Origin of the sequence: Streptosporangium sp. 'caverna', assembly GCF_003203775.1 — a bacterium.
Taxonomy (GTDB): domain Bacteria; phylum Actinomycetota; class Actinomycetes; order Streptosporangiales; family Streptosporangiaceae; genus Streptosporangium; species Streptosporangium subroseum.
On record NZ_CP029711.1, the window covers coordinates 10,629,750 to 10,654,403 of the forward strand.

Annotated in this window: 16 protein-coding genes; 9 read left to right on the top strand and 7 right to left on the bottom strand. The window is 68.7% G+C overall.

The window, feature by feature from the left end; all coding sequences use genetic code 11:
* The first annotated feature begins 1,160 nt into the window (after positions 1-1,160).
* Entirely contained in the window at positions 1,161-4,007 is a 2,847-nt protein-coding gene (locus DKM19_RS45955) for a carbohydrate-binding protein (RefSeq protein WP_110704898.1), read from the top strand.
* A gap of 132 nt (positions 4,008-4,139) precedes the next feature.
* Here DKM19_RS45955 and DKM19_RS45960 read toward each other — a convergent pair whose 3' ends face one another.
* The 3 genes from DKM19_RS45960 to DKM19_RS45970 all read right to left on the bottom strand — a co-directional run bounded on the left by DKM19_RS45960 (position 4,140) and on the right by DKM19_RS45970 (position 6,315).
* Positions 4,140-4,949: an MBL fold metallo-hydrolase gene (locus DKM19_RS45960; protein WP_204358531.1), complete on the bottom strand. Its 810-nt coding sequence runs from the start codon at positions 4,947-4,949 to the stop codon at positions 4,140-4,142.
* Between the two features lie 104 nt (positions 4,950-5,053).
* Positions 5,054-5,869 carry a MerR family transcriptional regulator gene (locus DKM19_RS45965; RefSeq protein WP_110706462.1) on the bottom strand — a complete coding sequence of 272 codons (816 nt, stop codon included), beginning with the start codon at positions 5,867-5,869 and terminating at the stop codon, positions 5,054-5,056.
* A gap of 107 nt (positions 5,870-5,976) precedes the next feature.
* A complete protein-coding gene (locus DKM19_RS45970; RefSeq protein ID WP_110704899.1) occupies positions 5,977-6,315 on the bottom strand; it encodes a nuclear transport factor 2 family protein in 339 nt (112 codons plus the stop codon).
* A gap of 178 nt (positions 6,316-6,493) precedes the next feature.
* Between DKM19_RS45970 and DKM19_RS45975 the strand changes: the two genes are divergently transcribed.
* Entirely contained in the window at positions 6,494-7,273 is a 780-nt protein-coding gene (locus DKM19_RS45975; RefSeq protein WP_110704900.1) for an SDR family oxidoreductase, read from the top strand.
* Between the two features lie 286 nt (positions 7,274-7,559).
* Positions 7,560-8,294, top strand: a complete 735-nt coding sequence (locus tag DKM19_RS45980) for a hypothetical protein (RefSeq protein WP_110704901.1) — start codon at positions 7,560-7,562, stop codon at positions 8,292-8,294.
* A 624-nt stretch (positions 8,295-8,918) separates the two neighbouring features.
* On the opposite strand, the gene DKM19_RS45985 is transcribed toward DKM19_RS45980, so the two are convergent.
* Both DKM19_RS45985 and DKM19_RS45990 read right to left on the bottom strand, forming a co-directional pair.
* Positions 8,919-10,928 (bottom strand): glycosyl hydrolase family 28-related protein, encoded by a 2,010-nt coding sequence (locus tag DKM19_RS45985; protein WP_204358532.1) that lies wholly within the window; start codon positions 10,926-10,928, stop codon positions 8,919-8,921.
* 619 nt (positions 10,929-11,547) lie between these two features.
* Positions 11,548-12,258: a spermidine synthase gene (locus DKM19_RS45990; RefSeq protein WP_110704903.1), complete on the bottom strand. Its 711-nt coding sequence runs from the start codon at positions 12,256-12,258 to the stop codon at positions 11,548-11,550.
* Between the two features lie 257 nt (positions 12,259-12,515).
* Between DKM19_RS45990 and DKM19_RS45995 the strand changes: the two genes are divergently transcribed.
* The gene (locus DKM19_RS45995) at positions 12,516-12,785 is read left to right on the top strand and encodes a dsRBD fold-containing protein (RefSeq protein WP_110706463.1); all 270 of its coding nucleotides are present in this window, start codon (positions 12,516-12,518) and stop codon (positions 12,783-12,785) included.
* A gap of 266 nt (positions 12,786-13,051) precedes the next feature.
* Here the strand turns inward: DKM19_RS45995 and DKM19_RS46000 are convergent, their stop codons facing one another.
* Together DKM19_RS46000 and DKM19_RS46010 are read right to left on the bottom strand one after the other, a co-directional pair.
* Complete coding sequence (locus DKM19_RS46000) at positions 13,052-13,507, bottom strand: DoxX family protein (RefSeq protein ID WP_110704904.1); 456 nt, start codon at positions 13,505-13,507, stop codon at positions 13,052-13,054.
* 534 nt (positions 13,508-14,041) lie between these two features.
* Positions 14,042-16,243: an alpha-galactosidase gene (locus DKM19_RS46010; protein ID WP_110704906.1), complete on the bottom strand. Its 2,202-nt coding sequence runs from the start codon at positions 16,241-16,243 to the stop codon at positions 14,042-14,044.
* Positions 16,244-16,394: 151 nt separating this feature from the next.
* On the opposite strand from DKM19_RS46010, the gene DKM19_RS46015 reads away from it, so the two are divergent.
* The 5 genes from DKM19_RS46015 to DKM19_RS46035 all read left to right on the top strand — a co-directional run bounded on the left by DKM19_RS46015 (position 16,395) and on the right by DKM19_RS46035 (position 24,633).
* A complete protein-coding gene (locus tag DKM19_RS46015) occupies positions 16,395-17,474 on the top strand; it encodes an exo-alpha-sialidase (protein ID WP_110704907.1) in 1,080 nt (359 codons plus the stop codon).
* An 84-nt stretch (positions 17,475-17,558) separates the two neighbouring features.
* Entirely contained in the window at positions 17,559-19,118 is a 1,560-nt protein-coding gene (locus DKM19_RS46020; RefSeq protein ID WP_110704908.1) for a DHA2 family efflux MFS transporter permease subunit, read from the top strand.
* A gap of 740 nt (positions 19,119-19,858) precedes the next feature.
* Positions 19,859-20,971, top strand: coding sequence for a hypothetical protein (locus DKM19_RS46025; RefSeq protein ID WP_110704909.1), 1,113 nt, complete (start codon positions 19,859-19,861; stop codon positions 20,969-20,971).
* 27 nt (positions 20,972-20,998) lie between these two features.
* On the top strand, positions 20,999-22,846 hold the full coding sequence (locus DKM19_RS46030) for a hypothetical protein (protein ID WP_162642274.1): 1,848 nt from the start codon (positions 20,999-21,001) through the stop codon (positions 22,844-22,846).
* On the top strand, positions 22,843-24,633 hold the full coding sequence (locus DKM19_RS46035) for a hypothetical protein (protein WP_110704911.1): 1,791 nt from the start codon (positions 22,843-22,845) through the stop codon (positions 24,631-24,633). The genes DKM19_RS46030 and DKM19_RS46035 overlap by 4 nt, the downstream gene beginning before the upstream one ends.
* Positions 24,634-24,654: the final 21 nt, after the last annotated feature.

A 24,654-nucleotide genomic window follows, 5' to 3' on the forward strand; every position in this document is an offset into this window, starting at 1 on the left:
GGCCCGGCCGCTTCACCTAAGAGATCGCGTATCGCCCTGATCGTCAAGCATGCGTTTGCTCGTATGAATCGAGTGCCTGGCGACGGGTGGGTGGCGCGTGCGAACCGCGGCCACTCCGCGTTCGGTCCCGGGCGAACGCTCCGGCGGCCTGCCGCCTCTCGGTGCCGCGTCGCCGGAGTTTCGACCAACGGCACCGGACTTTCGCCCGCAGGCGACAAAAGTTCAACGGATTCGACCGTAACATCTGGACAATCCGTACGTAACATTTTAAGATCGCGCCAGAACATGCCGCAAAGTTGGCGAAAGTTCAGGAGGTGCAGCGATTTGCGACTGCAACGCCGCGCTTTTCGCCTCCTGCGCAACGAAGCTCGCCGTCCGAGGCCGAGATCGGCGGCCGGCTCGAATCGCCGCGCGTGCGCGCGGCCGTCGAGCCGGAGCCGGAGCGGCTGGGAGCGAGCCACCTCACCCGTACGGCGACCCGGACAGGCGCACGGGCCGTACCGATCACCGGGTTTCCACGGCCCCGGCTCACCCCGCATTCGTACCGCCGCACCTGATCACGCAGTTCCACCGACCACGACCCCGCGCTGTGGTCGGCGATCGGCCGGTCCCCACCCCCATCACCCCCCCCTCGAACAGCCTGGAGGTCGTCATGCGACTGCTGATCCGTCCCACCGCGATCTGCTGACGGCCGGCGCGGCGCCAGGTGGTGCCGCGCCGCCGACACAAGTGGGATAGCCGGGTCGGCGAGGGTGGACGCCGACCGCTCCGCCGACCCGGCCCCGCTCGTCACCCGCCGTCGGAGACCGGTGGGCGCTGACGGCACCGGCGCTCACCGGTTACCGGCTTCCTTCCGGCCGGTGAGTGGAGCGACCCCGCATCCCATCGCCATGGTCACCCGTGACGACCGGCGACGGTCACCTTCGTGATGCCCTCCAACGCGTCCGCCCGCGGCCGCTTGACGGGCTGCCCCGACCCCGCGGCGCTCGAAGGCGAGGTGCCTCACAACCCCTGACAGAGAACTGTTGACTGTTCTACCCGCGGCAGTCACAGTTTGTCCGAACGACGTCGCTGACGGATTCCCTCATCTATCCGCGTCGTTGGCGTGATCGGCGCACGCCTGTATGGACTCGTACTACAGGAAGCGAGCAGCACCGATCATGTTACGAAAACTAGTCTCAGGCGTCGCCGTACTGGCGGTCGCCTTCAGCCTGGCCCCTCCAGCACAGGCCGCACCGAACACCGCGTCTAAGACCGCGTCGAAGACCGCGGCGCTCGCGGCGCCCGGCTACACCCAGGTGACGCTGGCCAAGGGCGCGGCGGAGACCGGCGAGCCGATGGGCCTGACCGTCCTGCCCAACCGGGGCGTGCTGCACACCTCGCGTGACGGCGTGATCCGCTACACCGACGCGCTGGGCAACACCAAGGTGGCGCTCACCATCCCGGTGTACACGCACGACGAGGAGGGCCTGCAGAGCATCAAGGCCGACCCGAACTTCGCGTCGAACCGGTGGGTGTACGTCTACTACGCGCCGCCGCTGTCCACTCCGGGCGGTGACGCCCCGGCCTCGGGCACGGCTGCCCAGTTCGCCCCGTTCAACGGGGTGAACCGGCTGGCCCGGTACACGGTCAACGCGGACAACACCCTCAACGCGGCCTCCGCGGTCACCGTCCTCGACGTCCCCACCAGCCGCGGCATGTGCTGTCACGTCGGCGGCGACATCGACTTCGACGCGGCCGGCAACCTCTACCTCTCCACCGGCGACGACACGAACCCGTTCGACTCCAGCGGCTACACGCCGATCGACGAGCGGACCGACCGCAACCCGGCCTTCGACGCGCAGCGCACCGCCGGCAACAGCAACGACCTGCGGGGCAAGGTACTGCGGATCAAGCCGAGCGCGGCCGGCGGCTACACCGTCCCGGCGGGCAACATGTTCGCGCCCGGCACCGCGAACACCCGGCCCGAGATCTACGCGATGGGCTTCCGCAACCCGTTCCGGATGAACGTGGACAAGGCCACCGGCACGGTCTACCTGGGTGACTACGGGCCGGACTCGGGCACCGCCAGCGCCACCCGTGGCCCGGCGGCGTCGGTCTCGTTCGAGCGCATCACCCAGCCCGGCAACTACGGCTGGCCGTACTGCTCGCAGTTCAACGTGCCCTACGTCGACTTCACCTTCCCGTCCGGACCCTCGGGCGCCGCGTTCAACTGCGCCGGCGGGCCGGTGAACAACTCGCGCAACAACACCGGCATCACCCAGCTCCCGGCCTCGCGCGCGGCCTGGCTGCCGTACGGAGTCGGCCAGGACCGGTCGGAGCTGTGCTGCGGAAGCTGGTCGCCGATGGGCGCCCCGGTCTACAACTACGACGCCGGGCTCGTCTCGGACGTGAAGTTCCCGGCGTCGATGAACGGCAAGGTGTTCATCAGCGAGTTCGGCCGACGGTGGATCAAGACGGTCACCGTGGCGTCCGGCGGCGGGGTGGGCGCGATCGAGCCCTTCCCGACCTGGACCGGCACCCAGGTGATGGACACGGAGTTCGGACCGGACGGCGCGCTGTACGTGCTCGACTACGGCACCGGCTGGTTCGGCGGCGACGCCAACTCGGCCGTGTACAGGATCGAGTACAACTCGGGCACCGGCCAGGCCCCGATCGCGGCGATCAACGCCACCCCGAAGACGGGCAACGCGCCGCTCGCCGTGCAGTTCAGCTCGGCCGGGACCACCGACCCGGACGGCGACCCGATCACGTACGCGTGGGACTTCACGACGAACGGCAGCACCGACTCGACCGCGGCCAACCCGTCGTTCACCTACGCGGCCAACGGCACGTACACGGCGACGTTGACGGTGAGCGACAACACCGGTCGCAGCGCCACGGCGAGCATCACCATCAGCGTCGGGCAACCGACGGTCACCCTCAGCCTGCCGCTCAACGGGCGGGTGTTCAACTTCGGCGACGCGGTCCCGTTCCAGATCAGCGTCACCGATCCGAACTCCCCGACCATCGACTGCAGCCGGGTGAAGATCAACTACATCCTCGGCCACGACAGCCACGGCCACCAGATGACCAGCGCGACCGGCTGCTCGGGCACCATCCAGACCCCCGTGGACGGTGAGCACGACGCCAACGCGAACATCTTCGGAGTCTTCGACGCGGAGTACACCCCGGTCGGCTCGACCACGGCCGTCCACGCGCCGCAGGCCGTCCTGCAGCCGCGGACCCGCCAGGCCGAGCACTTCAGCGCCCAGCAGGGCGTGCAGGTCGTGGCCAAGCCGTCGGCCAACGGCGGCAACGCGATCGGGTACGTCGAGAACGGGGACTGGATCTCGTTCACGCCGTACAACCTGACCGGGGTCACGTCGTTCACGGCCAGGGTCGCGTCGGCCGGCGCCGGTGGCACGCTCACCCTGCGGGCCGGTTCGGCGACCGGAACGGTGATCGGCACGGCCACGGTCGCGCCGACCGGCGGCTGGGAGACCTGGGCCAACGTCACCGGCACCGTGACGCCGCCGTCGGGGACGACGAACCTGTTCCTGGTCTTCACCGGTGGCGCGGGCTCGCTGTTCGACATCGACTCCTTCACGTTCGCCAGCGGCGGCACACCGCCGACGTCGACGAACCTCGCGCTGAACAAGCCGGCGACGGCGTCCAGCGTGGAGGCGGCCGCCTACCCGGCCTCGGCCGCGGTGGACGGGTCGGCGACGACCCGGTGGGCCAGCGCGTTCTCCGACCCCCAGTGGATCCAGGTCGACCTGGGCGCCACGTACACGATCAACCGGGTGCGCCTGGTGTGGGAGGCGGCCTACGGGTCGGCATACCAGATCCAGACCTCGCCCAACGGCACGACCTGGACCACCGCCCGGTCGGTGACCGGCGGCAACGGCGGCGAGGACGACAACACCGGCCTGAGCAACTCCGCCCGGTACGTGCGCATCTACGGCACCACCCGGGCCACGGCGTGGGGCTACTCCCTGTTCGGTTTCGAGGTCTACGGAAGCTGATCACCACGGCGGACCCGGTCCGCCCTGTTAAGTAGCACCGCCGCGGGGCGTCCGAACGACGGACGTCCCGCGGCGTCGCTCCTCGCCTTCAGGGCGACGGCTCGACCCAGTCGATGAGGTCTTCGCCTTCGTTCAGAGCGACAGTTCGATCCAGTCGCCGTGATCGGCGCCGCGCAGGAGGCCGGAGAGTCCGGCGTCGTCGAAGGCCCGGTCGATCTCGGCGCGGCCCTCGGTGAAATGGGCCCATCCGTCGTAGTGCGCGGGAATCACGATGGGCGCACCCAGCACGGCCGCGACCGCACCGGCGCGCTCGCTGGTGAGCGTGAGATGCCTGCCGCCCTGCCTCACGGGCACGGCGGCCGCCCCGACGAAGAGCACGGCCACGTCGATGGGGCCCGCACGCCGGGCGATCTCGGCGACCGTGCCGACCGACGCGTTGTCCCCGCTGACATAAACGGTGGGCAGTCCCTGGCCCGACAGGACGAACCCGGTGACCTCGCAGGTCACGTGACCGTCTTCGTCCCGGTCACCGTCCTCAGGGCCGTGTACGGCGGGCACGGCCAGGACCTCCAGGGACCCGCCCCCGTCCGCCCGGGGGAGCTCATGGGTGGTCCAGGAGGCGAGCCCGACGGCGGGTGGGCCCAGCCGCCGCGCGGTCACCGGTCCGGTCAGCAGCACCGGCGCGGCCAGCGCGAACGCTCGACCGCTTTCGTCGAGGTTGTCGGGGTGGAGGTCATGGCTGACCAGCACCGCGTCGACGGCGCCGACCTCCGCCTCGGAAGCCGCGGGACCTGCGAGTTTGGTCAGGGGCGCCTTGGGGCCCGGGCCGTCGAAGGTGGGGTCGGCGACGATCCTCAGGCCGCCGATGTCGATCACCGTCGTCGGTCCTCCGAGCACGGTGATCGCGCACTTCTGTCGCGCGGGCTCGATGCGATGTGTCATTAAAACTCCCTCTGGATAGACCAGTCTCCTAATGACGTTTGTCATCCAAGGTCTACGCCCTCACCGCCGCCAAGTCGATCAACTTGACGAGGCGCGGAGGGTCGTCATCGTGTGGTCGTACGGAAGATCGGCCAGCAGATCTCGGTCAGCAGCTCGCCGTGCGGGTCGTCCTCTGGTGCGAGGTAGTTCTCACGGACCGGTCCGTCGACGCTGAGCAGCCGTTCGGCGACGTAGCTGCCGAGCGCCCCGTACGTGCGGTCGACGTCGGCGTGCGTGCCGCGATGAACGGTCACGGCGAGCTCGGCCTCCGGGATCTCCACGATCGTTACGCGGCCCGTCGCGCCGGACGTGGCCGAGCTCGGGATGAACACGGTCGCCTCGCCGATCTCGTCGCCGAACAGTTCGGGCGCGTACAGGCCGCCCGCCGGTCCCGACGGCGTGTGCCGGCCGGCGTTCAGCGCGGATCGGATTTCGCGCAGCGCCCCTTGGTACCAGTCCCCGAAGTCGGGAGTCGCCACCGTCACGGTGATCGCCCAGGCCCGCGTCGCCGGCACCGAACGGAACTCGACCCCGATGGGGCGGCCGGTGGGTTCGAGCAGCTCACGCAGTGACCCCACGGCTTCGCGGGTCTCCTGCAGGTGTGTCTCCATGCGCCGCAGGTGAGCACCGATGATCTGGTTACGCCGGTCGACGTCGTCGGTGGCCAGCACCGCTCTGATGTCGGGCACCGACATGCCCAGCGTGCGGAAGCGCCGGATGATCTGCGCGGTCCGCAACTGGCCCGTGTCGTAGTGCCGGTAGCCGTTGAAGGCGTCGATATGAGCCGGCTCCAGCAGCCCCAGCTCGTGGTAGTGCCGCAACGCCTTCTTACTCAGCTGGGACATCACCGAGAACTCGCCAATGGTCAGCTGCGCCGGCATCTCCTTCTCCCTCGATCGCCGGCCGAACGGGCCGGGACTGCGGTATCCGGCCTCGTCCGTGATCTTCCAGTCGCGCGGCGACGCCCACTCGGAAAGTCCGCCGGATGTCATCCGACGATACGCAGGGCGGCGACCAGCTCCCCACGCAGGGTGAAGTCGAAGGTGAGGTCCACCAGGCCGCCGGGGAAGTTCCCCTCGACGCGCACCATCACCCGGTGGTGCTCCTCGCTCACCGACTGGTCGCCGGTGACCGTGGTCGTATAGGTCCACTCGCTGAGCCCGTGCTCACGCCATTGGAAGATCTCCTCTCGGCCGGTGTAGGTCCTGCCCTCGTCCTCGACGGTGCCGTCGGCGGTGAAGCAGTCGGCGGCCATGCGCGAGTCATGCGTGTCGGACGCGTGCAGATAGCGGGTGATGACTTCGGGAACGGTGTCCGTGGTGGTCATGGTGATCTCCTCGACGGGGCCGGGATGCGGGGCGGTCGTCTCGCTGAGGTGGGCGGCGTCATGCCGCGTCGCTCGAAGCCGAGGTTTGACCTTCCCCTAGCGGCAAGGTCAAGCCTTCCGATGACGGGCGTGCACGAGATGTGCCAACCGGAACCGTCGCGAAGGGAGCGGGAAAGTCATGATCAAGGACCTGATGGGCAAGAAGGCGCTTGTCACCGGAGGCACGAAGGGCATCGGCGAGGCGATCGTCGAGCGACTGGCCGCCGCCGGGGCGCGAGTCGTCACCACGGCCCGGTCGATGCCGTACGGCGGCATCCCGGATCATGTGGAACGGTTCGTCGCCGCGGACCTGAGCACCCGGGCCGGGACAGACTCCGTCGCGGAGGCGACGCTGGAGACCCTGGGCGGCATCGACATCGTCGTGCACAATGCCGGCGGAACGGATGCGACGGCCGGCGTCGCGACGTCGTTCGACGAGGAGGACTGGCAGCGGGCGCTGGCGCTGAACCTGCTCGCGCCGGTGCGGCTGGATCGTCGGCTGGTGCCCGTCATGAGCGGGCAGGGCTCGGGATCGGTGGTCCATGTCACGTCGATCGCGCGGACCCTGCCCCGGAGCGCACCGATGCCGTACGCCGCGGCGAAGGCGGCGCTGAACAACTACAGCAAGGGCCTGGCCGCCGAGACGGCTCCGGCCGGTGTTCGCGTCAACCGGGTGCTGCCGGGTTTCATCGAGACCACGGGCGCCGAGCATCTGCTGGACGACACCGCCGCGGCCATGGGAACCGACCGGGACGGAGCCCGGCAGGCGATCATGGCTGCGCTCGGCGGTATTCCGATGGGCCGTACCGGGCGGCCGGCGGAGGTCGCGGAGCTGATCGCCTTCCTGGTCTCCGACCGCGCGAGCTGGATCACCGGTGCCGAGTACGTCATCGACGGCGGCACCGTACCCACGGTCTGAGGCCGGCCTGTTGCGACCCCCGATGTATGAGGCCGGCGGTCCGTGGCGCGGAACGGATCGTCGGCGAACCACGGAAGGGAGACCCGGCACGCGCATCGGGACGTCCTCACGACGGGCCGGCTCCGCGGCCTCCTGCGTGACCGTACGGCCGCGACCTCGTCGCCGCGCTGAAGCAGCACAGCGATAGGCAGCACCGGATAGATCGATCATTCGGGGTAAATGAGGTGAGATCATCGGGAGTATTCGGTAGTTTCGCCCCGTCGGCCCCCAACGGATTGGATCAATCGTGGCGACGAAGCTCAACCAGATCCTCGCTGTGGAGAAGGGCGTCAAGTCCGACACCCAGCGCAAGGTGACCGACGCCTATCACGTGATCCAGAAGCTCCCCTTGCTGTCGGGTCTCTCCCGCACGTACCAGCCCATCGACGACGAGGGCGAGAGCCTGCCCCCGGAGTCCACCCGGGTACAGGTCAAGGCCGACGACGTTCTCCGCGACGTCGGCAAGACGCTGACCCGCCTGTTCGACGTGACCGCGACGAAGGACTGGACGAACACCGTCGCCCGCGCCGACGTCGTCGTGGACGGACGCACGCTCCTCGAGGGCGTGCCGGTCACCTACCTGCTCTTCCTGGAGAAGCAGCTCACCGACATCCACACGCTGATCTCGAAGCTGCCCACCCTGGACCCGTCGGAGACGTGGACGCTGGACGCCTCCACCGACTCCTACCGGACCGAGCCGGTCAAGACGACCCGCACCAAGAAGGTCCTGCGCAACCACGTCAAGGCCGAGGCGACGGAGAAGCACCCCGCCCAGGTCGACGTGTACACCGAGGACATCGTCGTCGGCTACTGGACCAAGGTCGCGTTCTCCGGCGCGATGCCCGCCGCCCAGGTCCGCGCGCTGATCGAGCGGGTCACGAAGCTGCAGGACGCCGTGAAGTTCGCCCGCGAGGAGGCGAACGTCACCGACGTCACGGACCGCAAGGTCGGCGACGCCATTTTCGGCTACCTCTTCGGGTAGTCCCAAGACCCCCTCGCCTCGTGCGAGGGTGCGCTAGGAGCGCAGGCTGAAACTGAAGCTGAAACTGAAGAACGGCCCAAGCGGAGGTTCGAATCCTCCCCCCGGCACGACAAGGTGAGGAGCGGACCGTGAGGCAGGGAACAGGAGTGACTGTGCCTCGCCTGGTCTGCGCCTACTCGCCCTGCAACAGCGACACGCCGCTCGCCGGGGTAGCCCAAATGGTAGAGGCAGCCGATCAATCTCAGGCTCTCGCTCCAGACTCAGTATTTACCGTCGAGTGCCAGATCAACCGAGAGTGGACGGAGATTGCTGAGATGCCGGTTCGAATCCGGCTCGGGGCTCCACCTGCCCCGATGGCTTAATGGTAGAGCGCACATCGTCAGGACTGATCCACCTCTTAAACGCGGCTGGCACCGCGATATGGCGGTACTTCCAGACCCCGGGGCTAGGGTAAGCCCCGGGGTCGCTCCTTTTCCCTGCTCTCGAACCACCGGCTCCCGGCCTCGAAACGTGCTCCGCGGTGGAGTCCGATCGATGAGGATCCGGACAAGCCGGACGGCTGCCCGGGATTTCCCGAGCAGCCGTCAAGGCGGATCAGTGATCTCTAGGCGCGCCGGTGAAGTGTCACCACGCGGACGGCGCCGGCGGTGCGACGACCGGCGGGCGGTCGTCGCAGGTGATGGTGTTCGGCAGCTCCCACGGGGCGAGCCAGGGGCCGGTGGTGCCGCCACCGTCGTTGCCGCCGAGGTCCGTCAGCGAGAACTCCGAACCGGTGGGCGGGAAGTTGAACGACCCGCAGTTGTTGACGCCGACCGCGCCGACGTTGCGAGCGTCCACGTTCTCGAAGGAGGCGGACCCCTTAACGCGGGCGCTGACCACCGAGGTGCCCGTGCCGTCGACCTTGGTGTCCTTGAAGTGGACGTTCGTGATCGAGTACAGGTCCTTCACCGGGAAGTCGCTGACCAGCATGATCGCGTTGTAGGTGCTGTCGAGGAAGTTGTTCCCGACCACCTGGATGTCCGCGTCGATGTTCTTCTCGAGCGCGTAGAGCCAGATGGCTCCCAGGCCGATGTTCCAGTTCAGCTCGTAGGTGCCGGCCCGGGCCGTGGTGTTGTTCTTGATCCACAGGTGCCCGGTGAACGCCTCGGCGCCGAAGCGGGACCCGACGTGGATGGCGCTGCCCTCTCGGATCGGGTCGGCGATGAGGTTGTTCGAGACGGTGTTGTCCGTACCGCCGTAGATGGCGATGCCGTTCGCGAGCGTCGGCGTCTGCACGGTGTTGTGGTCGAACGTGTTGCCGGTGTTGGTGGTCTTCTCGGCCCACATGGCGAGGCCGTCGTCACCCGTGTTGCGGATGAAGTTGTTCGACACGACCGAGTTCGTGACGCCGGTGTGGAAGTTGATGGCGTCGGCGATCTGGTCGACGATGACGTTGTTGGTGATCCGCAGGTTCGTCATCGGTCCGTCGAACCACATGCCCACCTTGGTGTGGCGGATGTAGAGGCCGTCGATGGTCGAGTCGCTCATCGCCCCGCCGATGCCGTTCACCTGGTCGGTGTCGATGCGCTCGCGGACGTCACCCTCGATCGCGAAACCGGACAGGTGGACGTCCTTGCTTCCGCCGGCCGACGCGTCCTTGCCATAGAAGCCGACGCCGGTGTGCACCGAGCCGTCGGGGGCCGGGGTGCTGAGGGCGACCTCGCGGCCCTTGATGATCGTGTACCAGCTGCCGGCGCCCTCGATCGTCACGTTGTCGACGATGATGTGGCGGTTCACCTGGTAGGTGCCCGGCGGGATGTAGACCTTGAGGTGGCTGCGCTTCGCGAAGGCGATCGCCTTGTCGAGCGCGTCGGCGGAGTCGCGCCGGCCGGACGGGTCGGCGCCGAACGCCAGCACGTTCGCCGCGAGGAGCCTGACGTGCGGCGCGCCGACGAGCTCGGAGTCGAGCAGGTCGATGACGGTCGAGGCGGCGTTGCTCCCGGCGGGAACGGTGAGCCGCACCTTGTCACCCGCGCGGTACGTCTTGCCGAGCAGGAGGCGCTGCTCGTCGTAGAAGTGCATCGGGCGGAACGGCTTCGTGATCGTCGGAGCCGGCGTCGTGGCGCTGGGCACGCAGGCGCACTCGGTGATCCACCAGTCGGGGTGCAGCAGATCGGCGTTCGGGTTGTTCGAGAACTGGTACTGGTTGTACAGCCACGCGTACTGCGACGTGAGGGTCATCACCTTCTTGGCCCCGCCGTTCACCGTGACGTTGAGCGGCGCGGTGATGCCGCCGCCATTGGGCGCGTCCGGGATGCTGTAGCGCACGGTGATCGCGTTGGCCGCGCTCGGCAGCGTGAACTCGACGTACTGTCCCGACGTCAGCTTGACCGCCTTACGGCCGGACGCCTCCGCCGGCAGCGTGTAGGCGGTACGGTCCGGGCCGATGGTCGTGCCGTTCGTCGCGGCGTTCTCCGCCTCCTGCTCGGCGAAGTCGACGTCGGCGCCCCGGCCCGCGACGAGCGACGGGGCGAGGGCGGCGCGCGTCACGACGGGGGCCGCCGAGGGGCCGTTCGGACCTCTGTCGGCAAGGGCCGGGCCGGTGAGGGCGACGCTGAGACCGACGGTGGCCGCGGTCACCGCTGCGACCGCCACCGTGCTCCTTCGAGGTGGCCTGCTGGACCACCTCGCTACAGCTCCTGTGATGCGTGACATCGAATGCTCGTTTCTCTGGGGGGTGAACACCTGAGGATGTTCGAGGCGGAGCGGAGGGTATGAGGGTGACGGACGTTATGGGGGTGAGGTGACATTAAAACCCCGATGCCTCGTTCCACAAGGTTCCTGCGAAATAGTTTCGTAACCTTGCTCTGTAGCTTCTGTCGTCTTTTAGGTTTTTGCGCGGCCTTCCGCGAGTCGTTGCGAAGTCTCACGGCGCACGACCGGCAACAACACGAAGTGAGCGGGGGACACCGGCCCGGCCGCACACCGCCGGGCGCGCCTCGGCCCCACGTCGGCGGGCACGCCTCCGGCGATCCGGGGGCTCGCCGGAGCAGGCGTCAGCGGGCGGCCCACCGCGGCCGTCATCATCCCGGTCCCGCACCGGCCACCGGTCGTCCGGGAGATCCCGCGCTCCACGCCGGGATCATCACGGCTGGACCATCCCCGCGGCGGTCGCACCCGCCCGGAGCCACCTCAGGGAAGCCTGCCGGTGTCGAAAGCGGAGGTCGCCTCGGTCAGAACCTCTCGTCTCGCCATGCAACTCGGGCAGAGGCCTTCATTTCGCCACGTAGACGGTGTTGGTCGACTCGCGGCCCTGGAGCGGGTTGTGGAAGCCGACGACGTGAGCCTCCGACGTCGCGAAGACCTCGGCGAGCACGGCTTGGAAGTCCTCGTCCGGAGGATCGTTCGACCAGAGGGCGAAGACGCCGTCCTGATGGAGGTGGGCGGCGAGCCGGCGCAGGCCCGCGGCGTTGTAGAAGGCGGCGTGGCTGGGATGCAGCACGTGGCGGGGTGAGTGGTCGACGTCCAGCAAAATGGCGTGGAAGCGTCGGCCCGGAGCCTCGGGGTCGAATCCCGAGGGGGTGTCGACCATCGCGAAGAAGTCGCCGTGGACCAGGCGGCATCGAGGATCCGACGTCAGGCGGGCACCGACGGGGAGCAGCTTCCGCTCATGCCACTCGATCACTTCTCCGAGCGTCTCCACCACCGCGAGCGAGCGCACCTCCGGATTTTCCAGCACGGCCTGGGCGGTGTAACCGAGCCCGAGCCCGCCCACGACGACGTCGAGATCCGTGCCCGGCAGCTCCGCCAGCCCGAGCCGTGCGAGCGCGATCTCCGCCACCGTGAACAGGCTTGACATGAGAAAGTCGTCGTCGAGCTTGATCTCGTAGACGTCGATGCCGAGGGTGGGCTCCCGCCGGCGCCGCAGGCTGATCTCGCCGATCGGCGTCCGGCGCCAGTCGAGCTCCTCGAAACGCGCACTCATCGCATCCGCCCATTCCCCTTGCCGTCGATCCGCCCTGTGCGACTTGATCACGGTGCCCAGTCAGCGTACTCGCGGCGACGGCTTGGTCGCGCAGCGCTCTCGGAGGGACACTCCGTTCTCCCGTCAACGGACAGACCAGCAGATGGCTTGAAATTCCCCTCTTAGTGGACGTGAGCGGCAAAGCCCTGTCATGCCAGGTCCAAGGCCCCTTCCAGGGGCATCGATAGAGGAGGAGGCTGATGGGGGAGGTGTTCGTGATGGAATCAAAGCAGTGGGATGTGCGGATCTTCATCGGCGAGGACGACAACGACGACGTCACCACCGCCAAGGCCGTGCTGATGACGTCCAGCGGTGAGAGATATGAGAGCGTCGCGTACGCCCGGCGCAACCCGGACGACCCGCCCGTTCCATCGATCGGCGACGAGCTGGCGGCGGGGCGTGCCCTGTACGAACTGGCGGGCAAGCTGATGAGGGATGGAGCCGAGGACGTCGCCGAGCTGGCGGAGCATGGGTCCGGGGCATGGTGAGCCGTCGCGGTGAATTTGTCGATCTGTCCTGAGGTGAAGCCGGGACATGCGTCCCAGGCATGGTGAGCCTTTGCGCGCGATACGCGCCGGGACACAGATACCCAGGGCGTGGCGAGTCGCCGCCCGCCTCAGGGCCCTCATCGGATTCGACGAGGGCCCTTGCCGTAGGTGAGGCCCTGGAGATCCGGCCTTCGCCTCACCTGACGGTCTCCGCGAGATTCCTGAAACGGGCTTCCTGCGATTCGCCCCGCCGGAGTGGTCGGCGCTCAGGCTCTTTCAAGGTGTGCCGAGGCCGGGACGGGGGCGGAATCCCGGGATTCTCCGCGGCGGCGCCGGATCAGGGTGTCGAGAGCCCATGGCCCCGGGCCCAGTATGGCGATGATCAGGAACGACCAGCAGAACAGCGCCGCCAGCTCACCGCCGTTGCGCAGCGGCAGGAGATCCTGCGGCAGATGAACCATGAAATACGCGTACGCCATCGAGCCGGACGAAAGGATCGCACCGGCGCGGGTGAAGAGCCCGAGGAGTACGAGCGCGCCGCAGACCATCTGGATGAGGGCGGCCCACCAGCCGGGCCAGACCCCGAACTCGATGGCCTGGCCCGTACCGCGATTGCCGCCGAAAACGCCGAACATGGACGCCATGCCGTGGCACAGGAAAAGGAGGCTCGTCACGATGCGGAAGAGTGAGAGCACCGGCCCGTTGAATCGTTCGAGTTTCATGGGGTCACCTCTGGTTTTTTGTGGCAGCCCTTACTCGCCGTACCGCACGATGGTGCGGGCCGTACGGAGGCATGAGTCAAGGTCGCCGGGTTTGCGGTGAATGGGCACCGATGGAGATAGGCGGAGATAAGCCATGCCGAAGTCATCCACTCCCAAGTGCGGGAGCGAATCAGTTATCGCCAGGGCCGGCGCCCGGTCGGCCGAGACCGATCGGACCAGCCAGGCCATGCGCCGATTTCGTACCGGTGTGGATCACAAATGTGTCCCCGCGCGCCTCCATGCAATCCCCTGTCAGGGTCAAATGTCATGCTAAAGCGCTTGATGCGGGATGTCCGGTGCCAATGATTGCCACTAACCTGAATGGATCAAGTTCGGGATGAAATGTGCAGCTACATGGGCTAAAGCGCCATTGATAAAGCATGTTCTACTTAGCGATTTAATGTACGTTTCAATGAAGTGCCTGTTTGGCACGTTCCAGAGGTCGGTGCCCTCCGGAGTCGGCCGGATGCGAGACCGTACTCCGGCGGGCCCGGATCAGCTCTGTTTCCGCACCTCGATGAGCATGGCCTGCTCGGGGTCGAGGGTCGGCATCGGCACGCCGGTTGTGGTCAGGATGGAGCCGGGCAGGGTCACCCAGCCGGTGAGCGCCTCAGCGATCCAGGCGGGATCCCGGGTCTGACGCGTGGCGGGAACCCCCACGTCGGTCCGGATCCGCACCTGATAGTCGTACGTCGTCGCCAGGCCCGGAATCGGTACGCGGCCGGACTGACCTTCCGCCGAGGTGGCCGTGCGCGCCCAGCAGAACAGGCCGGAGGCGGAGTCGGCCGAGACCACGCCGTGCAGGAGGGTCGCGTCGTTGTCCAGGTCGGCCCGGACCACACGGCCGCTGTGCAGCAGTCCCCGGAACTCCCGGTACAGCTCCGCCCAGGAGGTCAGCCGGTCGAGCTCCTCGGGCGAGCACCGCACCAGGTCCTGTTCGATGCCGGCGTGCCCGAACAGCGCGGTGATGAGACGGAACGAGTCGGCGGTGACTCGCCGCGTGGTGTGACTCCGTTCGGGGCCGACGTGCGATCCGATGAGCTCGGGAGGTATCAGCTGGGCCGTCCAGCGCTGGATCGCCTGGCGCTCGACGGGGTCGTTGCAGTCGGAGGCCCACACCCGGTCGGTCCGGTCGAGGATGCCCAGATCGACGCGTCCCCCACCGCTCGCGCAGGATTCGATCTCCAGTCCGGGATGACGTGCCCTGAGGGTGTCGATGAGGCGGTACAGCGCGAGTGTCTGGGCATGGACGCCGGGCCGGTCCAGCCCGCCGGGCTCACGGCTGACGGCCTCGTGCAGGTCCCGGTTGTGATCCCATTTGAGATAGTCGATCGAGTATCGGGAGACGAGCTCGTCGAGCGACTCCAGCAGGTAGGCCCAGGCCTGCTCGTTGGCGAGGTTCACCACGTACTGGCTTCTCGATGAGGGACCGAGCCCGGACGAGGGGCCGAGGATCCACTCCGGGTGCTCGCGTGCCAGCTCGGAGTCCAGGTTGACCATCTCCGGCTCGAACCACAGCCCGAACTGCATGCCGAGCCGATGGACGTGGTCGGCCAGGGGAGAGAGGCCGTCCGGCCAGACCGTCTCGTCCACGGTCCAGTCGCCGAGCCCGGCCGTGTCGTCGCGGCGTCCGCGGAACCAGCCGTCGTCCAGCACGACCCGCTCCACACCCACCTTCGCGGCGAGGTTGGCCAGCTCCAGCAGGCGGGTAAGGTCGTGGTCGAAGTACACCGCCTCCCAGGTGTTGAGGACCAGCGGCCGCGGTGCCGACGGGTGCGTCGGCCGGGCACGCAGCAGGGTGTGGAAGCGGTCGGCGAGACCGTCCAGCCCCTCGTCGGACCAGGCGAAGTAGCAGGTCGGCGTCTGGTAGGACGCGCCGGGAGCGAGCCGGATCTCGCCCGGTTTCAGCAGCTCGCCACCGCCCAGCACCGAGGCGTGCACGCCCGCGCCCTCGGGCGGCTGCTCGACGAGGTAGCGCTGGTTCCCGCTCCAGCCCACGTGCAGGCCCCAGACCTCGCCCGAACGGAATCCGAACCCCGGGACCCCGACGGTGAGCAGGTACGGGGAGTCCGGTCCCGGCTTGCCGCGGCGGACCTCCCGGACGTGGCTTCCGAAGCCGAGCCGGCTCCGCTGCGGCGCCCGTTCGCGGCACCACTTCCCGGTGAAGTCCAGCACCTCTGCGGCGCGCCTCGGGAGCGGCAGGAGCGTCGACACGCCGGCCACGTCGTACGGCGCCGCACCGGTGTCGCCCGGTTCCGCGCGCGAGGTCATGGTCGTCTCAACCGCGAGGACGCCCGAGGCGTCGAGCCGGTAGGTGAGCGTGATGTCCAGCCCCGAGACGTCGTCCTCAAGGTGGATCACGAGCTCTGCGCCGCCACCCGGCCGATCGTGCCGCTCGGCGCGCGCCAGGCGTGGCCGGGGCGTCGTCGCGGTGCCGTCCCGATGGCCCTGGTGCGCCGGAGTGCCCGACCAGCCCTCGGCCTCCGTCGGCCAGACCGAGAACATCCGGGGTATGTCGATGGCGTTGTTCAGCGCGGCGGGCTCGCCGGTCAGGGCCAGCGCGGCAAGGCCCGCCTCGGACAGCTCACCGAGATCCCTGCCCCAGTGCAGCACCGTGGGCACCCGCCTGCTCAGGTCCACGACGAGGCTCGTGCCCGCCGCGCGTATATAGGTGACCTGTCCGTCGCACCTGAGCATTGTCGGTCCTCTCCTGTATTCCTTGTTACCGGACCGTGCGATGTGGCCGCGACGGGAATGGCCCGCCGAAACCACTGCGCGCCGGTCGCGAATGTTCCTCATCGGCCCCACCCAACATGGCACCATGAGATGAATGCGAAGGGAAACGGTCATGCATGACGCGCTCCTCGTAGTCGGCACCCGCAAGGGTCTGTTCCTGGCTCGATCCTCCGGCGGCGGCCCGTTCGAGGTCGAGCCGATCCGCTTCTCCACCGTCGGGGTGCACGCGGTCGCGGTCGACACCCGCGGCCCGGTGCCCCGGATCCTCGCCGGGATCGAGTACGGCCACTTCGGCCCGTCCGTGATGTGGTCGGACGACCTCGGCAAGACCTGGCAGGAGGCCGGCGAGGCGCCGATCGCCTTCCCCGAGCACACCGGGGCGGCACTCGCCCGCGTCTGGCAGCTCCAGCCCTCCCCGTCCGAGCCGGGCGTGGTCTGGGCCGGGGTGGAGCCCGGGGCGCTGTTCCGCTCCGAAGACGGCGGTGCCACGTTCGCCCTGGTGGAGGGTCTGTGGAACCACCCGCACCGGGCTCAGTGGCAACCCGGCGGCGGCGGTCTCTGCCTGCACACCGTTCTTCCCCATCCGAGCGACCCGAAGACCATGACGATCGCGGTCTCCACCGGCGGCGTCTATCGCAGCATCGACGGCGGCGTCTCCTGGGAGGCCGCCAACCAGGGAATCCGCGCGCCGTTCTTCCCCGAGGGCGCGCAGTATCCGGAGTTCGGGCAGTGCGTGCACAAGGTGGACGCGCATCCCTCCAGGCCGGACCGGCTCTTCCTCCAGCACCACTTCGGCGTCTACCGCAGTGACGACTCCGGCGGTTCCTGGGCCTCCATCGGAGACTCCCTCCCCTCCGACTTCGGGTTCCCGCTGACCGTGCACGCCGACCGGCCCGACACGCTGTATGTCTTCCCGCTTCGGGCCGACGAGGATCGCACGCCCGTCGACCACCGCTGCCGGGTCTTCCGCAGCGACAACGCGGGCGCGTCGTGGCAGGCCCTGAGCGCGGGGCTGCCGGAGGGCCCGGTTCACACCGCCGTGCTGCGCGACGCGATGCACGCCTCGGCCGCGGGGGTCTTCTTCGGCACCCGTGACGGTGAGGTGTACGGCTCCCGCGACGACGGGGAGAGCTGGTTCACGGTCGCCCAGCACCTGCCGGACGTGCTGACCGTACGCGCCGCCGTGCTCTGAACCGTCACCGCCCGGCCCTGACCTATCGGCGGGCCGTCAGCGTCCGGTCAGTCGTTCGTCAACGCCGTCGCCGAGGCTGCGGGCATGACTTCTTCTCCGCCCCGCAAGTGGGGCACGATGGTGATCGCCTGCCTCGCCATGTTGCTGCTCGCCATCGACCTCACGGTGCTGCACCAGGCCGCGCCCAAGCTGGTCGAGGACATGCGCCCGTCGGCCACGCAGTTCCTGTGGATCGTCGACGTGTACGGATTCGCACTGGCCGGGCTCCTGATCACGATGGGCAACCTCGGTGACCGGATCGGCAGGAAGCGCCTCCTGCTCATCGGCATGGCCGCCTTCGCGGCCGCCTCCGCCCTGACGGCCTACGCTCCGTCTCCGGAGTTGCTCATCGCGGCTCGGGTGCTACTCGGCGTCGCGGGCGCCACCATCATGCCGTCCACGTTGTCGATGATCCGGAACGTCTTCACCGATCCGCGGGAGCGTGCCACCGCGGTCGGCATCTGGAGCAGCGTCTCCGCGCTGGGTTTCGCTCTCGGACCCGTCATCGGCGGGGCGCTGCTCAACGACTTCTGGTGGGGCTCCGTCTTCCTCGTCAACCTGCCGATCGCCGTACTGATCATCATCGTCGGCCTCATCGTGCTGCCCGAGTCGCGCAACCCCCGGCCTGGACGGCTCGACCTGGTGAGCGTTCCGCTCTCGATCGTCGGGATCATCGCCGCCATCTACGCGCTGAAGACCGGAGCCCACGACGGCATCGCCCAGATCGACGTCTGGGCGGCGGCGGCGATCGCCCTCGTCGCGCTCACCGTCTTCATCAGGCGGCAGACCCGGCTGGCGGAGCCCCTCATCGACGTCAGGCTCTTCCGTCACCGCGCCTTCTCCGGCGCGGTCGGGGCGAACCTCATCTGTATCTTCTCGACGCTCGCGGCGTCGCTCGCCTTCGCCCAGTACTTCCAGCTCGTTCTGGGCTGGTCACCGCTCGTCTCGGGCCTCGCGGGCCTGCCCGGCGGTGTGAGCGCGGCGCTCGGCGGGGGCCTGGCGGGTCCGCTGGTCGGTGCCGTCGGCCGGTCGCGGGTCGTCAGCCTGGGCCTTGGGCTGTGCGCCGCGGGTTTCCTGCTGTACAGCCGGATCGAGATGGACACGAGCTATGCGTTCATGGTGCTCGCCATGGTCGTCGCCGGCGTGGGCATGGGATTCACCTTCGCCGTCACCAACGACACCATCCTCGCGTCGGTACCCAAGGAGCGCGCGGGTGCGGCATCCGCGATCGCGGAGACCGCCCAGGAGATGGGTGGCGCGCTGGGCATCGCCGTACTCGGAAGCGTGCTGAACGGCACCTATCGCAACAACCTCGAACTCCCGGCGGGGGTGCCCGCCGAGGCGGCGAACCAGATCAGGGAGTCGCTCGGCGGAGCGCTGGAGATCGCCGCCACCCTGCCGCAAAAGGTGGGGGAGGCCGTTGCCGAGAGCGCGAGGCAGACGTTCGTCGACAGCATGCAGCTGTCCTTGATGACCGGTGCGATCCTGCTCGCCCTTCTCGCGGGGGCCGTGCTGTTCGCCCTGCGGGGTGTTCCCAAGGTGATCCCCGAGGTGATCCTCGACGACGAGGGCCATGTCCAGCACGAGCCCGCCCCGGTGCGATAGCCCGAGTCCGGTCACCGAGAGGCTTCCGCGGGGGCGCCTCTCGGTGATTGCGTTCCCGTCGTTCCCGTCCCCCGCGAGTCCGCCGAACTCATTCGAGGGCCGTCGCCACCGGCGGGAAAGGCCGGACGCGATTTTCCCGGGTCGAGCATCGGATCGAACGGCCAAACACATGAAAGGAGTTCATATCGAGTCGTTATGAGAGCTTGCGGCAATCAGATCCATGAAAACCGTTTCACGATCAACCCCACTCCAACACCAGGCAGGGCAACGGAAAGCCCAACGCGAGGCGAACAGCGGCCTTGCTCAAGGGAAATGATAGATCAACAAGAAACGCCGGTGAGCACCCGAAACCACCAGATGAGATCAAATCTCTAGAGAAGGCCTGGTACGGTCCACATGCGACGCAGCAGCAGGTCACGACGTCAGAGATTTCGGACGGGCTATATTTGCATTTAAACCTTATTTATAATCTAATAACCATAAGTGCCAATTACTCTGCCTCTTTACCTTCCCAATAGATCACGGTCAGTCTAATATTTGGACCTATGTCATGGCGTGCATCAGATTTCCCAGATGGGCAGGCTGGATCCACTAGCCGTGGCGATGCTTCCGCAAGGCAAGGCTCCGAACATGTATCCGAGTGGTACCCCGAACGCCTCCTCGCAGCATTCGATTGGCGGAAGGTCATTCTGTTCGGCGCGATTTTAGCGATCATCGCTGGAGCGGCGTTCTGGCTTGCCATGAGAATCCCCGCCGGGCCGTCCCTGGCCGCGAATCCGATCAAGCCCCCCGCGACGGACTGGGGCAGACCAGTCCCATCGTCGACGCCGACCCCCTCCGCCTCGAAGCCGGCGAAGAGCAGCACGCCGAAACCCTCCCCCAGCCCCAAGACCTCCCGCACGGAGAAACCGGAGGCCAGGGTCGCGGTCCCACCGCCACCCGTCGAGGCACCGGTCCAGTCCAGCGAGGCCCCGGCCCGATCCAGCTCACCGCAGCTCACCGCCAAAGAGGCGTACGGCATTCACGGCCGTTACCAGCGGGGGCTGTCGGCGGCTCAGGCCAGGAAGGACCAGGAGGCCATGGGGAAACTGGAACACGGGCTCGCGCTGGAGATGACGCGGGCGGGTTTCAAGACCGCCAAGATGGAGGGGACCTCGCTGGCGTCAGGGATATGGCCCAACCCGAAGGTCTGGATTCCCCGCCATGTCGAGGGCAGCGCCGACTGGTTCGTGGCGATCTCGTACGAACCGGGGGTCGCCCGGGTCATCGACGTGATGAGCTCCGCCCCGGGCGGGTGGCGGCTGGTGGCCTCCGCCGCCGACGCGCGAGCCACCCCCGGACGGTTCCCCAAGATCGCGACCGACTCCGAGGGTTACGCCACGAGCCTGTCCGAGAACGTCTCCGGGCTGGCCGCGACACCGCAGCAGGTCGCGCGCGCCCATCTGGCGAGCCTGGAGAGAGCCGAGGCCGACCCGCGGTTCGCCGACGGGCCGTGGACCAGCGAGGCCGTGCTGTTCTGGCAGCAGGAGCGCGCCCAACTGGAGGAGGCCAACTGGAGGCTCACCCTGGACTACCGCCTTGAGGGACCGATACGTGCGATGAGGACCAGTGACGGGGGCGCACTGGTCTGGTACGGAGCCCGCTCCACCGAGGTGCGTAAGGCTCAGCAAGAGGGTGCCCAGGTCACCCTGAAGGGTTCAGCCGCCGTCCGGACCGCGAACAAGTCTTTCGCCCACTCGGTGAGCGCCACATACGGACGCATGTACGTCACCTACATCCCCCCCGCCGGCTCCACTGATCCCGCCCGAGTGCTGGGTGAGTGGAGCGATGTCCTGGAGAGCCACGGCGACTGACATCCATCGGAAAGAAAAGGAACCTTCATGACACCCTCTCGTAAGCCCTCGCGCGCGACGGTGATCACTGCGAGTGTCGCGATCGGCGTCTTCGGCGCCGGTGCCGGGTTGGGAACCGTCATCGCCATTCGTGCCAGTCCCATCGAAGGTCAGGTAATACGCCTGGCCGCGGGCACCTATCACCTGGACGACCGTGCGGGGGCATGGACGTCTCAGGCCGCGGCCGGCGGAGATCAGCCCGTCCCGCTCTCCGGCTCGGACGCGGGCAGCACGATCACCGGCGATTCCGCCGCCAGAGCCGCCGCTTCCGGCGAGCAGCGGGTCTGCCTGACCGCCACCGTCGACGGGCGCGCGGTCGGAGCCGGAGCGAGCGGCTGTGCCGCCCTTCCCGTTCTGGCCGTCGCCGCCGCCGCCGTGGACGCCGTGCAGCGGCCGGGAAATCCCAAGAGCACCCCGTCCCAGCCGCCACCGCCCAAGCCGTCCTCCGCGCCGAAGCCCTCGACGCCGAAAACCACCGCTCCCAAGGCGCCGGCGCAACCGCCCCCCGCCGCGAACCCCGTTCCCAAGGCGCCGGTGCAACCTCCCGCGGCCGCCCCCAAGGCCCCGCCGGTTCAGGCTCCCGCTCCCGCTCCGACAAAGAAGATCACCGGAAACATCTCCGAGAACGGCAGCGTGGTCAAGAAGGCCCCCGAGCCGGCGGCGGTGGTCACGCTTGACCCTCTGCCGACGCCCCCCGAGAGCAAGCCTTTGGACACCGCGAGCCCCCAGCCCACGGGCACCCTGAAGCCGGTCCTGCCGTCCAGCTCCCTCAGCCCGACCACACCCTCAGGAAGGAACCGGTCCACGACGCCCCGGCGCTCCGGCAAGCCGACCCCGACGCCGCGTTGGGGTGCGAAGAAGCCCACGACTCCCCCGGGAGTCGTCAAGCCCCCCGCTCCGGGAACCTCGAGGACGGCGAAGCCGACCCGGCCACCCGGCCACTTGAGGCCCGTCCTTCCTTCGACGCTCCCCCAGCCCTCGGACGCGTCCTCCCGGCGGATCCAGCCGAGCCTTCCCGTGCCCGGACCGTCCCGGGGCGTGACGCTCCCGACCACCGGTCCCGACAATGACCCGAACGCGTCCCAGGCTCCCGACGGGACCGCACCCGCTCCCCAGCCCCCTTCCAACGGCACCGCCCCCGAGGGTGACGCCCAGCTGCCCGTCTTCCGGGACCCGGATCTTCTCCGGCAGGCGCGGGAGGCGCTGGGACTGGACAAGGGCATGCGCTACACCGACGAGAACGGCGTATGGGACCTCAACATCGCCCCGCCCGGCACTCCCCCGTGCCGGAACTACTCCCTGGAGGAGCTCCAGGCTCTGAGCGCGTCTTCGAACGCGTCCCCCAGCGGGTTGAGCGCGCCCCAGGCCGAGCCGGGCACGGCCGACAGCCCGACGGTTCCCCGTGACTCGTGCCTGTGGCCCGCCTTCATCCGCTGGCTCTACGCGGAGCCGGCGCCCGGGCAGGTCAGCAACTGGACCAAGGTCACCGGACTGCTCAAGCGGAACCTGGAACTCGTGCTGACGAACCCCGTCCCCGCCCCCGTGCCCTCCATCCAGACCAGCCGGTCCGGCCAGGTAGACCAGCCCAATACCGTCCAGCCCGACCAGCAGGGCCAGGTAGACCAGCCCAACGCCATCCAGCCCGACCAGCCAGGCCAGGTAGACCAGCCCAACGCCGTCCAGCCCGACCAGCAGGGCCAGGTCGACCGGCCCGACTCCAACCGGTACGGCCGGTCCGACCAACCTCGCCGATCCGGTCAGCCTGGCCGGCTCGATTCCGTCCGGCCCGGCCCCGGCCAGATCGAGCCGGACCCGGACGAGTACACCGGCCCATGAGCGCACCCACCGGAGCCGGGCGTTTCACGCCCGGCTCCGGCCAGGGGGCCATCTGGGTGAGTGAGCACGGCGCGCATCTGATGGACTACGCCGCCTACCATCTCGAATCCGGCCGGGCACCGGCGGCGGTCATGTCCGCGCTGACGGTCTGCCAGGTGGAAGCCGCTCCCGAGGGCGTCACGGCCCGGGGGCGGCTGCTCGCCGTACTGCGACGTGACTGCCGCGCCGTGCCGACGTATCGGGAACAGTACGTGCCGGGCTCGGGGCCCGGCATGCCCGAGGCGCTGCTGATCGAGCGCGTCTGGACGATCGTCGACCCGCTGGGCACGGAGACGCTCAGGTTGATGTACCGCCACGGGCTGGTCGTGGAGGATCTCTCCCACGTGCTGGCGATGCCCGTGGAAGAGGTCAACAGGCTCGCCACCCGTACCCAGGACCTGATCGAGACCCTCGTGAGCGGGCTGGACTCCCTCGCCCACGGGCGTCGCACCTGCCCGGAGCTCGCTCCGCTGGTGGAAGCCCTGTTCCCCGACGAGCAGGGCGCCACCGGAGCGGACGGCGCCGCGCGGAGTGCGCAGCCCGTCGCCGACTCCGGCGACGCACGCGCGGCCCTGCTCTCTCACATGATCACGTGTTCCGCGTGCACACGGCCGATCAACATCCGCTACACGGTTCCGCAGATGATCTCCCATCCGCCGGTGTCGCCCCTCGCTCCCGAGGTCCGGCAGCTGTTCCTGGACTCCCTGCGCAGGGCCACTGCCTCGCCTGCGGCCTCGCCCGCCCCACCACTGCCCGCCCCGACGCCCCCGTCCGGGGCGTTACGCAAGCCCAGGCCCCGCATGACGCCCTACCCCCCGGCGGCGCCGGGGCTGTCCGCGAAACCGGCGGGGGGCAAGCCCGCTGTGCCCCCTTCGACCCCTTCGACCCTGCCCAACCTGCCGCCCCTCCCCGCACCCCCCCGGACCCGTCCGATCCGTCCGCCGTCCGCGCCGCCCGTTCCCGGGCACGACACCCCTCTCTACGACGCCCTGCTCACGCAGGCATGGGCACGTGAGGTCCTCGCCCAGAGCGAGGAGGTCACCACCATGATTCCTCGGCAGGCCGCCGCCCCCGGGCCTGCCGTCCTCCCCGAGCAGAGCACCGTCCCGGGACCCGTCGTCCTCCCCGGGCAGGCCGCCGTCGAGATGCGTGACGACACGCACGTGTCCGCGCTGCGGTTTCACGCCGAATTCGACGACCAACCGGAAAGGGACGGAGCCGGGCCCGGAGAACGGCTGGTGGAAGCGCTGGCCTGGGCCGGGGCCCGGGTCAAGAGCACGACCATCAAGATCGTAATCATCGTCGTCGCGGGTGCCGCGGGCACCCTGACGGGGATGAACCTCCTCGGTCCCGCCATCGAGACCGAAGAGCCGGCGAGCTCCCTGCAGGCCTCCACCACCCAGGAGACCCAGGAGATCCAGGACCCGTGGACCGCCGACGCCCCCGCGGACCCGGACGGAATCGCCACGCGCCTGCGGATCCCGGCCGTGGTGACGCTGGACGAGTTCGGTCAGGGCAGCATCGTCCTCACCCTGTCCGGAGATCCCCTGACCTGGCGGATATCGGCTCCCGGCCTCGCCGTGACCCCCTCCAGCGGCACGCTGAAACAAGGACGCACGGAGGTGGTCACCCTGCGTGCCCACCGGATACGCCAATGGTGTGGCACCCCGGCCTCCGTCACCACCCCGCTGACCGTCCACGGACCCGACGACTCGATCACCACGACGGTGCGCTGGCGGACCTGCTGACGGCCCTGCTGACGACGCTGC